Raw genomic sequence first — 12,788 nt, 5'->3', positions numbered from 1 at the left:
GCCATGGGTATCGTCCGCCCGCACCTCTGGTTCGACGACCAGGCCGTACCGGCGGCGCAGTTCTACGCGTCCGTGATCCCGCGCACGACGGTCCACTCCGTCACGACAGCCCCGCCCGGCACTCCCGGCCTCGACGAGGGTGCCGAGTTCATCGTCGAGCTGACGATCGACGGCCTGCGGGCGACGTTCCTCAACGGTGGCCCGCACTTCACGCTCGACGAGGCCTTCTCGTTCGTCCTGGACTGTCAGGACCAGGCCGAGGTCGACCACTACTGGGACGTCCTGACCGCCGACGGCGGTCGGCCGAGCCAGTGCGGGTGGCTCGTCGACAAGTTCGGTGTCTCATGGCAGGTCGTCCCGGTCCAGCTGGAGGACGTCATGTCCCGCCCCGACGCCGAGGGGGTCGCCCGAGCCATGGCCGCGATGCTGACGATGGGCAAGCTGGACATCGACGGGCTCGAGCGCGCGTACCGGGGGGAGTAGGTCCGGACCTGTCGGTGACGTGCTGTTGGATGGTCCGGTGCTGACCATCGCGAGCGTGAACGTCAACGGCATCCGGGCCGCCTACAAGCGGGGCATGGGTGCCTGGCTGGAGGCCCGCAGGCCGGATGTGATCCTCCTCCAGGAGGTCCGCGCGTCCGACGAGATCCTGGCGGACCACCTGCCGGCGGGGGAGTGGCACCTGGCGCACGAGGCCAGCGAGACCAAGGGCCGCGCGGGTGTCGCGATCGCGAGCAGGCTGCCGATGACGGCGGTCCGGATCGGTCTGAGGACGGGCGTGACGGGGGACTCCGGCCGCTGGGTCGAGGCCGACCTGGCGCTCCCGGCGCACGAGGGCGCACCGGTGCGGACCCTCACCGTGGTCTCCACCTACCTGCACTCCGCCACCGCCGGGACACCGTCGATGGACGACAAGTACGCGTTCCTGGACCACGTCACGGCGCGGTTGGCGGACCTCGCGGAGCAGGGTGGCTACGCGGTCGCCGCGGGTGACGTGAACATCGCGCACCGCGAGGCCGACCTCCGGAACTGGAAGGGCAACCTGAAGTCCGCGGGCTTCCTGCCGCGCGAGCGCGCGTACCTGGACCGCTGGTTCGACGACCTCGGCTGGCACGACCTGGGCCGAGAGCTCGGCGGCGAGGGACCGGGACCGTTCACGTGGTGGTCATGGCGGGGGCAGGCGTTCGACAACGACGCCGGCTGGCGCATCGACTACCAGCTGGCGACGCCTGACCTGGCCGACGCTGCGGTCCGCGCGACCGTGGACCGCGCGCCGACGTACGCGGAGCGGTTCTCCGACCACGCCCCTCTGGTGGTCGAGTACGACCTCTGACCAGCGTCTGCGGCAGGTGACCGCTACCGTGGGAGCAACCCGGCCGGCAGGGGGGTACGCGTGCCCACACGTGGCTCGACGATGCACGCTCTCCTTCTCGGCCTGCTCCTGGCCGCCGTGCTCGGCGTGGTCCACGCGTCCACCGCGTCCACCGCGTTCGCCGACTTCGCGACCCAGTGCGCGGCGCCCGACCGTACGGTCACCGCCGGTGACCTCACGATCACCGTGGCCGCCGGCGAGACGGTCCTCGTCGCCTCCGGCTTCACCGGCGGGGTGGACGCACTCCCGGCGGGCGGGACCCTGTGCGTCGCGCCCGGGGCGACCCTGAGCGCGAGCTACCTGAACAACGCGGCCGGGGCGTTGGTGGTCGCGACCGGCGGCGCGGTGACCATGCCGTTCGTGGTGGTAGCCGCCGGCTTCTCGCTCGAGCTCGAGGGCAGCGGGACGTTCGAGGGCCTCGGGGTCAACGGCGCGGCCGACATCCATGTCGCTCCGGGTGCCGACCTGACGATCTCCTCCGATCTCAGCCCGGCGGCCGGAGCCTTCGTCAACGAGGGGTCGTTCACCGTCGGGGGGGCGATGAACCTCAACACCGCGGTCTCCTTCGACAACACCGGCATCCTGACGGTCGGGGGCGCCGCGACCGTGAGCGGACCCCTGACCACCAGTGGGCGGGCCACGTTCTCCGCCGGGGTCACCGTCAACTCGACAGGCTCGCTGGTGAACTCGTGCGTCGTGGAGGCGCAGGGCGACCTGGTCAACAACGGCTCCGGCTCGAGCAACGCCGGACTGGTGCTGGTCGGGGGCGGGTTCCGGAACAACGGCAGCTGGCAGCAGTCGCAGGGCGGCGTGACAAGCGCCGTCGGGCTGGTCGACGACGGATCGGTCGGCGGCTTCGGCAGCTACCGGTTCTCGGGCACCACGAGCGTGCAGGGCAGCTGGGTCGGTGCGTCCGCGGCGGACCCGATCCGGGTGCAGACGGCCGCGCCGAGCGGCCAGGTGTTCGACGTCGAGACCGGCACGATCGCGAACGTCCTGCGCACCACGGTCGACGTCGTCGAGCCGGCGTGCACGGCCCCGCCGGCTCCGTCGGCGGATGTCGAGGCCACGAAGACCGGGCCCGCGACCGTGGTCGAGGGCGGCACGGTCACCTACTCGCTCACCGTCCGGAACAACGGGGTGCAGGACGCGGCGGACGTGGTGGTCAGCGACCCCGTGCCGACGGGCCTGATCCTGGACCCGGCCTCGACCGCCGGCACGCTCGTGGGCGGAGTGCTGACGTGGCAGCTGGGGACGGTCTCCGTCGGTCAGGTGGTGACGCTCACCTACTCGGGCACCGTGTCCGCGCCCGCGGGGTCGACGCTGGTCAACGTGGTCCTGTCGACGTCCAGCACGCCGGACCCGGCCCCGACCAACAACGACGGCTCGGCCGACGCCAGCCAGGTGTCCACGGCCGTGCTCGCCGCCCCGCCGCCGCCCAACCAGCCGCCCGTCGCGGACGACCTCGTGCGTGACACGACCACGCGGGTGCTCGTCGTGGGGACCGTGACGGCGACCGACCCCGACCCCGGGCAGCAGCTCACCTTCACGCTGGCCACCGCAGCGACCCACGGCCGGCTGGTCCTGAGCGCGGGCGGCGGCTTCGCGTACGTCTCCGACCCGGACTTCGCCGGGGTCGACACGTTCGACTTCCAGGTGTGCGACAACGCGTCACCAGCCCCGGCGTGCGACACCGGCACCGTCACGCTCAACGTCCGCCCGCGCGCGACGGACGACGTCGCCGTGACGTTCTCGGTCACCCCCGTCGTCGTGCCCGTCCTCTCCAACGACACGGCGGGCGCGCCGCTCGACCCGGCGGTCGTGACGCAGCCGACGAACGGGTCGGTGGTGCTCGATCCCGCCGCGGGGACGGCCACCTACACGCCGGCTCCGGGGTTCACCGGCACGGACACGTTCGCGTACCGGATCTGCTCGCCGACCGAGCCGACGTTCTGCGACACCGCGTCGGTGCTCGTCGACGTGATCCCCCTGAACCTGCCCCCGACCGTGGAGCCGCTGACCCTGACCACGACGTCCGGCACACCCGTGACGGGCACGCTCGTCCTGGCTGACCCGGATGCGGGGGACACGGTCACCGCGCACGGCGGCATCCCGCCCCGCAGCGGGACCGCGAGCGTGGCGCCCGACGGGTCCACCACCTACCGGCCGCTCGCCGTGTTCGCCGGCCGGGACTACTACGGCGACATCGTGTGCGACGACGGCGTCCCCCTGCTGTGCACGACCGGGCTCGTGACCGTCGAGGTGCGGCCGGTGGCGGAGCCCGACGCAGCGACGACTGCGGAGGGGACCGCCGTCGACGTCGACATCGATGCCAACGACCAGGGGGCAGTCGGTCCGGCCGCGGTGATCGTCGGCCCGTCGCACGGCTCCGTCACGATCTCCGACGGGACCGCCCGGTACGTGCCGGACGCCGGGTTCTCGGGCACGGACACGTTCGACTACACGATCTGTGCGGCGATCGCGCCGGACCTGTGCGCGACGACCACCGTGACGATCACCGTGACCGCGGCACCACCCCTCCCGCCGACGCCGTCGCCCGTCCCGGCGCCCGGCACCGAGGACGTCCTCGCCGTGACGGGAGCCGAGCCTGCACCTCTGCTGGTGCTGGGGTCCGTGCTGGTCCTGGGCGGCGCGCTGCTGGTGCGCACGGTGCGGAGGCTCGGGAACTAGTCCTCCGGGAGCGGTGGCGGCGCTCCGTCCGGAGCACGCGGCCGACGACCGCCGCTGGCTACGGTGGGCGGGTGACGAGCGCGCCGTGGACCGGGCCACCCTGGGGGCGCGGTCGACCGGGCTGGATCGTCGTCCCTGCGATGTTCCTGGCGATGGTCACGGTCCTCGGCTGCGCGGCAGCCAGCCGGTGGCATCCGCAGGCCAGGGCGTTCGACCTGCTCGCCGCGGTGCTCCTCCTGCTCGCCCCCGCCGGGCTCGTCGCCGTGGTGCAGCGCGGACCGGTCGCGGCGCTCGGCGCGGTGCTCGCGGTCGCCGGTCCGCTGGCCTACCTGGCGCTCGGCTACGAGCCGGGACCGGTGCTCGTGCCCCTGGCCGTGGTCGTGGTGGCTCTCGGCGCGACGCGGCAGCGGTGGCTCTCGTGGGGCGCAGGCACGGCCGGTGCCCTCGGTGTCGCGGTGCTCGCTGCGGCAACCCCGTCCCCGCGACCGGTGTACGCCACGCTCGCGGTCATCGGGCTCGTCGTCGCGATGCTGCTGGGGGAGGGTGCGCGCGGCCGCGGGGAACGGATGCAGGCGCTGCGGGCCGCGCGGCTGTCCCGGGAGGAGTCGGCGGTCGCGGCTGAGCGGCTGCGGATCGCCCGGGAGCTGCACGACGTGCTGGCGCACTCCCTGTCCGGGATCACCGTGCAGGCCGGGGTCGGGCTGCACCTGATGGACCGCGAGCCGGAGGCGGCCCGTCGCGCACTCGTGGAGATCCGCGAGGCCAGCCGGGACGCCCTCGACGAGGTCAGGGACGTGCTGGGCATCCTGCGTGCGGACGGTGAGGCGCCGCGGGAGCCGACGAGCACCAGGAGCCTGCAGGCACTGGTGGACCGGGCGCGCGACGACGGGCTGCGCATCGAGGCGCACGGGCTCGACGCGCAGGTCGGCGACCAGGTCGGCACCGTGGTGCTCCGGACGCTCCAGGAGGCGCTCACCAACGTCCGGCGGCACGCTCCGGGCGCATCTGTGCAGGTCAGCCTGGCTGTCGGCGAGAGTGTGATCCTCGATGTCCGGGACGACGGACCCTCGGTCGGCACGCTCGTGGAGGGGTACGGCCTGCGCGGCATGCGCGAGCGGGCGGAGGCCCTCGGCGGCACGTTGACCGCCGCCTCCGGGCCGACCGGGTTCCACGTCAGGCTGGAGGTCCCGCGGTGATCCGGGTGCTGCTGGCTGACGACCAAGGTCTGGTCCGAGGTGGCTTCCGTGCCCTCATCGACGCCGAGCCCGACCTGACCGTCGTCGGCGAGGCGGCCACGGGTGACGACGCGGTCCGGCTCGCGCTCGAGCTCCTGCCCGACGTCGTGCTCATGGACATCCGCATGCCGGGCATGGACGGCCTGACGGCGACGCGCCGGATCGTCGACGACCCGCGTGCCGCGCAGGTGCGCGTCGTGGTGGTGACCACGTTCGAGCTCGACGAGTACGTGGCCGAGGCGATCCGCGGGGGAGCGTCGGGCTTCCTGGTCAAGGACACCGAGCCCGCAGATCTCCTGCGCGCCGTCCGGGTGGTCGCCGCAGGTGACGCGCTGCTGTCGCCGACGGTCACGCGTCGGCTCCTGGCCACCGTCGCGCGCGCGACGCGGGAGGTCGCGGAGCCGGCCGCGCTCTCCGACCTCACCCCACGCGAGCGCGAGGTGCTGGTGCTCGTGGCCGAGGGGTTGTCCAACGACGAGATCGGCGCGCGCTTGTTCCTGAGCCCGCTCACCGTCAAGACGCACGTGCTCCGGGCGGGCACGAAGCTGGGCGCCCGCGACCGCGCGCAGCTCGTTGTCGTGGCCTACGAGTCGGGGCTGGTGCGCCCCGGCTGGTCCGGCTGACTCCGCCCGGAGCGAGCGGGACGCTCCGCCAGGACGACGACGGGCGGTCGGCGCCCGGGGGACGGTGGAGGTGCGGTCGACGGTCGGCCGCCTCGTCCTCGGAGGTCGTCATGCTCGCCACCCTCGTGTCCCACCCGGTCGGCTACGGCTGGGGCTGGGGACCCGGACCCTGGTTCCTGCTCGTCCCGCTGTTCTGGTTCGGCCTGATCGCCCTGCTCTTCGCCCTCGGTGGCCGCCGTCGTCGGCGCTACTGGGCGGGCTGGGACGGCCCGCGCGACGGGGGAGGCGCCCGGACCGTGCTCGCCGAGCGCTACGCCCGCGGGGAGATCGACGAGACCGAGTACCGGGCGCGCCTCGAGGTGCTGCTCGCCTCGGACGGACCCGTGCGCTGAGGTCAGGCCTCCGTCGTGTCCGGCTGCGGGTCGGTCGCGACGGGGGCTCCCGGCAGGTCGCGCATCCCCAGCAGCGGCGAGACCACCACGGGCACCGCGGCGAGCGCCATGATCCCGACCGACACCCAGAGCGTCGGCAGCACGCCGAGGTGCGTGCCGAGCCAGCCGCCGAGCAGGCCGCCGATCGGCATCGAGCCCCACACGATGAACCGCACGGACGCATTCATCCGACCGAGCAGCGGCGGCGGGCACACGCGCTGGCGGAAGCTCACCTGGGCCACGTTGTAGACGATGACGGCGAACCCGAAGGCGGCGCCACCGGCGATGAGCAGCACCGCGGCCGGGATGACGCCGGTGGACGCCAGGGGCATCAGGGCGGAGGCCGGCGCCATGACCAGCGCCGAGAGCGGGATGATCCGGCCCTCGCCGATCCACTGCGCGAGCCGGCCCGCGACCACGGCACCGAGCAGCCCGCCGATCGCGCCGGCCGAGACGATCGCGCCCCATGTCGCGGTGCCCAGGTCGAGCGTGCGCAGCACGTAGATCACCGTCACCGCGCCGGCCAGCGACCCGGCGAAGTTGCCCAACGACGTGCACGCAACGATCCGGCGCAGGTACGGCTCGTGCACGACGAACCGCAGGCCCTCGGCGATCTCGACCTTCAGCGGCCGGCGCGTGCTGGGATGCGGCGGCGTCTCGACGTGCCGGATGCGGCCCACCGCGAACGCCGAGATCAGGTAGGTGACCACGGTGACCGCGATGAGCGCGGGCGCCGTGATCACCCTGAGCAGCAGACCGCCCAGCGCGGGGGCCGCCACCTGCGCGACCGAGGCGGTGGCCTGCAGCTTCGAGTTGCCCTCGACCAGGTGCTCGAGGCCGACCAGGCCGGGGATGTAGCTCTGGTGCGAGACGTCGAAGAACACCGTGGCCGCGCTGATCACCAGGGCGGCGGCGATCAGCAGGGGGATCGACGCGTGCCCCGTGGCGGCCGTCACGACGACCGCCGCGAGCACGGCTGCGCGCACCAGGTCCGCGACGATGAGCACCCGGCGCTTGCGCATCCGGTCCACCCAGGCGCCCGCGGGCAGCCCGATCACCAGGAACGCGGCGTACTCCGCGGCGGTGAGCACGCCCATCTGCCACTCGGTGGCGGCCAGCTGCTGCACCGCGAAGATCGGCAGCGCGAGGGCGGTCAGCTGCGCTCCGAGCTGGCCGAGAGCGTCGCCGGTCCACAGCCGACGGAAGTCCGGGTGGTGCACCAGCGAGCGGGGTCGCGCGGGTGCCAGAGTGGGGTGGTCGGTGCTCACGCACCCAGCATGGGTCGACTGATTGGGAAATGTCAATCACTGTGGAAGGATCGACGCATGACCGACGCAGCACCGCTGGACGAGGCCGCCACGGCGGAGGCCGACGCGGATGCGCGCGCCCTGGCCAGCACGCTGCGCATCCGGATCCTGCGGCTCTGCCTCGACGAGCCGCTCACCAACCGGGAGATCGCGCAGCGGCTGGACCGCAACCCCGCGACCGTCCTGCACCACGTCCGCACGCTCGTCGACCGAGGCTTCCTCGTGGCCGAGCCGACTCGACGGGGGAGCCGCGGGTCGCGCGAGGTGCCGTACCGCGCCACCCGCAAGTCGTGGCACACCCCCGGCGGTCCGAACATGAGCCGGATCCTCATCGACACGTTCCTCGAGGAGGTCGCGCTCGTGGACCCGCAGGAGGTCCTCGTGACCCGCCTCGGCCTGCGTCTCGACGACGACGGCTTGCAGGAGCTGCTGTCGCGCGTGCAGGTGATCTTCGAGGAGTTCGCCGCGCGACCGACCGAGCAGACGCAGACTCCCTACTCGGTGTTCTGGGCGCTGCACGAGGACGTGACGCGTCAGACGCCCCCGCGCAGCGCTGCGATGGGCTCGATCGACGCGGCCTTGAGCGACGGGTAGAGCCCGGCCAGCAGCCCGATGACGCCGCCCGCCAGGGCTGCGACGCCGACCATCCGCAGGTCGAGGATCGGGGTCCACTCCTGCGCGGCGCTGACGCCGACGACGACGGCCACGCCCAGGGCGGCGCCCAGCATCCCGCCGAGCAGCCCGACCACCACGGACTCGACCATGAACTGCGCGCCGATGTCCCGCCGGGTGGCCCCGAGCGCCCGCCGCAGACCGATCTCGCCGACGCGCTCCAGCACGGACAGCAAGGTCACGTTCGCGATGCCGACGCCACCGATGAGCAGCGCCACGCCGCCGAGGGCCAGGAAGATCGTGTTCACGTCGGCCTGCACGCTCTGCCGCACCGTCGAGGTGGCCGGCGGCGTCTGCACGTCGATCGTCTCGGGTGCGTTGGGGTCCAGCGCGGTGGCCAGCTGGCTGCCGACCACCGGCCCGGCGCCGACGGCGAGGTGCAGGTGGAGCTCCCCGGGTGCCGCCAGGCCGAAGTCGGCGCGAGCGGTCCCCTCGGGCATCAGCACGCCGCCCAGGACGTCGGAGCGCCGCACCACGTCGTCGACGATGCCGATGACCTGGTAGGCGCGTTCGCCGATGAAGATCGAGGGCTGGCGGTCCACCCGGACGACGCCGAGGCGCCGCGCGGCGTCCACGCCGAGCACCACCACGCGGTCCGCGCGGGCGTCGTGCCCGGAGTCGAAGTAGCGGCCCTGGACGACGCGGCCGCCGATGGCGTCGAGCGCCCCGGGCGAGGTCGCGATCACGTCGGGCGCGGCCGTGCGGGCAGCCGACGGGTCGTGCACCGGCACCGCGGTGATCTCCGCGTCGCCGACGTCCACGGTGGAGAAGGTCCCCGCAGCCTCGACGCCGGCGAGGCGCTCGGCGCGGGCGGGTGCGTCCCACGGGAGCGTGCCGATCGCGCGCTCGGAGCCGTCCCAGCCGCTGTTGGTCTCCGGCTCGGCCACCGCCTGCGTCGCGGCGACCGCGTCGAACTGCTTGTTGATCTGGCCCGAGGCCGTCTGCGCCAGGCCCACGGTCACCACGACCGACGCGATGCCCAGCACGGTGCCGAGGATGGTCAGAAGCAGCCGGCCCGGTCGGGCACCGATGCCGGCGGCGGCCTCCGCGAGCAGGTCCCGCAGCCCGAACCGGTCGGTGCGCGCCACCCGCTCCGTCACCGCGGTCACGGGATCTCCCGCAGGTAGCCGTCGGCGATCCGGACCCGGCGCTGCGCACGCGCCGAGACCTCGTCGTCGTGCGTGATGACCAGCAGCGTCAGCCCGCCCGCGTGCAGCTCGTCGAACAGGTCGAGCACGCTGGCCGAGCTCTCGGAGTCGAGGTTCCCCGTCGGCTCGTCGGCCAGCAGCACGCGCGGCTGCGCGACGACCGCGCGCGCGACGGCTGCCCGCTGGCGTTCACCGCCGGACAGCACGGTGGGGACGAAGTCGATGCGATGTCCGAGGCCCACCCGGTCGAGCGCGGCCAGCGCCCGGTCACGGCGCTCGGACCGCGGCACGCCGCTGTACAGGGTGGCGAGCAGCACGTTCTCGAGGACTGTCCGGTGCGGCATGAGGTGGAACGCCTGGAACACGAACCCGATGTGACCCGCACGCAGCGCCGCTCGGTCGCGCTCCCCGGCGCCGGCGGTCGGGATCCCGTCCAGCAGGTACTCGCCCTCGGTCGGCTTGTCGAGCAGGCCGAGGAGGTTGAGCAGCGTGGACTTGCCCGAGCCGGAGGGCCCGACGACGGACAGGTACTCGCCCGACCCCACCGCGAGGTCCGCCGGGTGCAGAGCGTGCACCGGCGGGTCCCCGGGGAACTGGCGCGCGGCTCCCCGCAGCTCGAGCACCGGGGCGGGCGGCCCGAGGCGCTCGGGGGTCTCGAGCAGGTCGAGGACGGTCACCCCTTGCCCTCCGCGTCCGCCGTCTTCTTCTTCTCGGTGTCGGCGACACCCACGACGACCAGGTCACCGGCCGCGAGGGGGCGCTCCGCCTTCGAGATCTCCACGTAGCCGTCGGCCGCCAGCCCCGTGGTGACCGTCACCAGCGAGCTGGCCTTCCCGTCGGCACCGGCGAGCTCGACCCGCGACTCCCCGCCAGGACCGGCGGTGAGCGCGGCGAGCGGCACGGCGAGCACCTCGCCCTGTGTGGAGCTGACGGGCACCCGCACGCGCACGTTGGTGTTCTGGAGCGCGAGCACCTGCTCCGGCGTCAGGCTCCCGAGCGTGAACACGACCGCCCGACGGTCACCCTTCGGTGCCGTGGGCTCCTCGGGCTCCTCGCCCCCCGGCGTCCCCGGGTCCGCGGGCGTCTCGACGGAGTCCTTGACAGCCGCGACGGTGACCGGGAGCTCCTGGTCGTCGAGCGTGATCGTCCCCGCGGTGCCGACCGCCAGCAGCTCGGCGTCCGCGCGGGTCGCGCTCCCCGTGATCTGGATCGTGGCGCCGGACACGCTCATGAACTCGCCCGTCACGGTGCCGCCGCGCGTGGCGCTGACGACGTCCACCCGGCGGGGGAGCGTCGGCACGAACACGACCTCGCTGGCCGGCAGGGGGGTGAGCGTGGCGGCCTGCGCCTGTGCCTGGGACTCCCGGGCCGACGTCAGCTGGGCCTGCGCCGACGTCACCGCAGAACGCTCCGACGCGACGTCCTTCGCCGCGCCGGCCTCGGCGCGCTCCGCCTCGGCCTGGGCGAGCGTGCCCTGCGCCTGGACAACCGCGGCCTGGCTGCACGGGGCCTCCTCGGAGGGCGCCGCGCACCGTGCCTGCTCGTCGGCCAGCGTCTGCCGGGCGACCGCCACGGCGGTGTCCAGCCCGATGATCACCGACCTCGCCGGTCCGGTCGCCGCGCCCGCCAGCTCGCGCTGCGCGGCCGCGAGGGCGTCCTGGGCCGACCGGACACCCTCGCGCGCCGCGGTCGCTGCGTCCTGGAGCTCCTCGCCGGCGGCGGGGGGCTCGTACCCGACCTTCTGGTAGAGCGCACGGACGCCGGCGGCGGTGGCCGAGTCGTACGTGTCGGTAGCCGGGTCGCCGGCGTCGATGCCCAGCGAGGCCAGCGCGGCCTTGAGCTGACGGACGTCCGGCCCGGAGACCCCGGCCCGCAGGGACCGGTAGGTGGGCAGGTCGCCCGGCAGCACGATGAGGGGCCGACCGACGATCTCGAGGACGACGGACGCCGCGCCGATCTCGGCGCCCACCTGGGGCACCTGCCCGGTGACGACCGCGGGACCGCCGAGGTCGCCCGTCTCGACACGCAGGGCCACCGGGTCGTCGTACCCGACGTCGCCGCGGATGACGAGCTCGTTGGCGATGACCCGGCTCTCGACGGGCACCGTGATGGGCCCCGCCGTCGGGGGTGCGGCGTCGGCGGCTGCCTTGCCCGGCGACACGATGAGCTGGCTCAGCAGCAGCCCGGCGGCGAGGCAGACGACGGCGACGACCGCCATCACGACGATCGTGCGTCGCCCGCCGGTGACCTGGGTGCTCACGACTTGTCCGCCTGCGCCGCCTTCTCGACCATCGCGTCGAGCTCGTCCTGGTGGGCGTCGATGAAGTCCCGCTCGACGGCGAACTGCGCCTCGAGGACCTTGCGCGCCGACCCGGTGCTGTCCTGGCACGTGCGGTCCGCCGTGGCGGTGGCGATCTCGTCGTCGCGGAGCTCGGCCAGAGCGGCCGGGTCCTGCGAGCCGTCCTCCTCGTCGTACGGGATCTCGTTGACCTTGTCGTAGATGCTGTTCTGCGCCTCCTGCGGGTTGGCGAAGTCGTAGCCGGCCTCCGCCATGCACTCCGCCCAGTCGCGGTAGGCGGCGATGGTGCGCTCGTCCTTCTCCGCGTCCGTGTAGAGCTCCGACATGCTCTCCATCAGGTCCTTGAACTCCGGGTCGTCATAGATCTGACCCTCCTCGTAGACCTCGTGCTGGGCCTTGCCCTGGCAGCCGGCGGTCGTCCAGTCGTACTCCTGCTCGACCGCAGTCTCCTCGTCCGTGGGCTCCTCGGACATCGTCTGCTTGCCGTACAGCGCCTCGTAGAACGCCGTCTGCTCGCTCTCGCTCATGGTCGCCAGGTAGTCGGCGTTCGGGTCGACGTACTCCTCGCCGCCGCCCTGGTTCATCGGCATCTCGGACGACGTCGTGGCGCCGTACCCGTACTGCTCGGCGAACTCCAGGGAGTCCCAGGCGGGCATGTCCTCGTCCTCGAAGCTCTTCGACATCCCGGAGGTGTCCTGCGGGGTGTACTCGAAGCCCTCGTCCTGCATGCAGGCGGCGACGATCTCCTCCGAGCGGGCCATCTGGGCGTCGGCGTCCTCAGGGTCCTGGGACCCGCCCAGCTTCTCCCAGTACGCGGCGAGGGGGCTGTCTTCGTACGTCAGGGTGGCGTCGTCCGTGGGATCGCTCCCGCCACCGGAACAGCCGGCCAGCAGCGTCAACGCGACCACCGCGGAGGCGATCGCGGCGGTCGTGCGGGTGGTTCTCATCGTGTCGGCCCCTTCGGCGGGTGGAGTCACAGTCGGTCTCACTCGTGTGCGCGACGACCATAG

12 protein-coding genes are annotated in these 12,788 nt (G+C 73.4%); 7 read left to right on the top strand and 5 right to left on the bottom strand.

Annotated elements, in window-relative coordinates:
- The first annotated feature begins 3 nt into the window (after positions 1–3).
- From ACO06A_RS02820 to ACO06A_RS02795, 6 genes are all read left to right on the top strand, one after another.
- On the top strand, positions 4–483 hold the full coding sequence (locus ACO06A_RS02820; protein WP_421734572.1) for a VOC family protein: 480 nt from the start codon (positions 4–6) through the stop codon (positions 481–483).
- Between the two features lie 37 nt (positions 484–520).
- The gene (locus tag ACO06A_RS02815; protein ID WP_421734571.1) at positions 521–1,333 is read left to right on the top strand and encodes an exodeoxyribonuclease III; all 813 of its coding nucleotides are present in this window, start codon (positions 521–523) and stop codon (positions 1,331–1,333) included.
- An 81-nt stretch (positions 1,334–1,414) separates the two neighbouring features.
- On the top strand, positions 1,415–4,063 hold the full coding sequence (locus ACO06A_RS02810; RefSeq protein ID WP_421734570.1) for an Ig-like domain-containing protein: 2,649 nt from the start codon (positions 1,415–1,417) through the stop codon (positions 4,061–4,063).
- Positions 4,064–4,134: 71 nt separating this feature from the next.
- Positions 4,135–5,259: a sensor histidine kinase gene (locus ACO06A_RS02805; protein WP_421734569.1), complete on the top strand. Its 1,125-nt coding sequence runs from the start codon at positions 4,135–4,137 to the stop codon at positions 5,257–5,259.
- Positions 5,256–5,921: a response regulator gene (locus ACO06A_RS02800; protein WP_421734568.1), complete on the top strand. Its 666-nt coding sequence runs from the start codon at positions 5,256–5,258 to the stop codon at positions 5,919–5,921. Before ACO06A_RS02805 ends, ACO06A_RS02800 begins: the two co-directional genes overlap by 4 nt.
- Before the next feature lie 110 nt (positions 5,922–6,031).
- Positions 6,032–6,313 (top strand): SHOCT domain-containing protein, encoded by a 282-nt coding sequence (locus ACO06A_RS02795; protein ID WP_421734567.1) that lies wholly within the window; start codon positions 6,032–6,034, stop codon positions 6,311–6,313.
- Positions 6,314–6,315: 2 nt separating this feature from the next.
- On the opposite strand, the gene ACO06A_RS02790 is transcribed toward ACO06A_RS02795, so the two are convergent.
- The gene (locus tag ACO06A_RS02790) at positions 6,316–7,620 is read right to left on the bottom strand and encodes an MFS transporter (protein WP_421734566.1); all 1,305 of its coding nucleotides are present in this window, start codon (positions 7,618–7,620) and stop codon (positions 6,316–6,318) included.
- A gap of 57 nt (positions 7,621–7,677) precedes the next feature.
- Here ACO06A_RS02790 and ACO06A_RS02785 point away from each other — a divergent pair, with 57 nt between their 5' ends.
- A complete protein-coding gene (locus ACO06A_RS02785; protein ID WP_421734565.1) occupies positions 7,678–8,253 on the top strand; it encodes an ArsR/SmtB family transcription factor in 576 nt (191 codons plus the stop codon).
- On the opposite strand, the gene ACO06A_RS02780 is transcribed toward ACO06A_RS02785, so the two are convergent.
- The 4 genes from ACO06A_RS02780 to ACO06A_RS02765 are packed head-to-tail and all read right to left on the bottom strand — an operon-like array spanning position 8,193 to position 12,725.
- Positions 8,193–9,440, bottom strand: a complete 1,248-nt coding sequence (locus ACO06A_RS02780) for an ABC transporter permease (RefSeq protein ID WP_421734564.1) — start codon at positions 9,438–9,440, stop codon at positions 8,193–8,195. The genes ACO06A_RS02785 and ACO06A_RS02780 overlap by 61 nt on opposite strands.
- Positions 9,437–10,156, bottom strand: a complete 720-nt coding sequence (locus ACO06A_RS02775) for an ABC transporter ATP-binding protein (protein ID WP_421734563.1) — start codon at positions 10,154–10,156, stop codon at positions 9,437–9,439. The genes ACO06A_RS02780 and ACO06A_RS02775 overlap by 4 nt, the downstream gene beginning before the upstream one ends.
- Entirely contained in the window at positions 10,153–11,739 is a 1,587-nt protein-coding gene (locus ACO06A_RS02770; protein WP_421734562.1) for a peptidoglycan-binding protein, read from the bottom strand. Before ACO06A_RS02770 ends, ACO06A_RS02775 begins: the two co-directional genes overlap by 4 nt.
- Positions 11,736–12,725, bottom strand: a complete 990-nt coding sequence (locus ACO06A_RS02765) for a hypothetical protein (protein ID WP_421734561.1) — start codon at positions 12,723–12,725, stop codon at positions 11,736–11,738. The genes ACO06A_RS02770 and ACO06A_RS02765 overlap by 4 nt, the downstream gene beginning before the upstream one ends.
- Between the last annotated feature and the right edge of the window lie 63 nt (positions 12,726–12,788).

The sequence above is a fragment of the Cellulomonas sp. genome, from assembly GCF_965229465.1.
Lineage (GTDB): Bacteria > Actinomycetota > Actinomycetes > Actinomycetales > Cellulomonadaceae > Cellulomonas.
This window is presented reverse-complemented; position numbering and strand designations above follow the sequence as displayed.

Coding starts and splice junctions, on each gene's coding strand:
- ACO06A_RS02820 (WP_421734572.1), top strand. CDS start 4: ATGGGTATCGTCCGCCCGCACCTCTGGTTCGACGACCAGGCCGTACCG.
- ACO06A_RS02810 (WP_421734570.1), top strand. CDS start 1,415: ATGCACGCTCTCCTTCTCGGCCTGCTCCTGGCCGCCGTGCTCGGCGTG.
- ACO06A_RS02795 (WP_421734567.1), top strand. CDS start 6,032: ATGCTCGCCACCCTCGTGTCCCACCCGGTCGGCTACGGCTGGGGCTGG.
- ACO06A_RS02785 (WP_421734565.1), top strand. CDS start 7,678: ATGACCGACGCAGCACCGCTGGACGAGGCCGCCACGGCGGAGGCCGAC.
- ACO06A_RS02765 (WP_421734561.1), bottom strand. CDS start 12,725: ATGAGAACCACCCGCACGACCGCCGCGATCGCCTCCGCGGTGGTCGCG.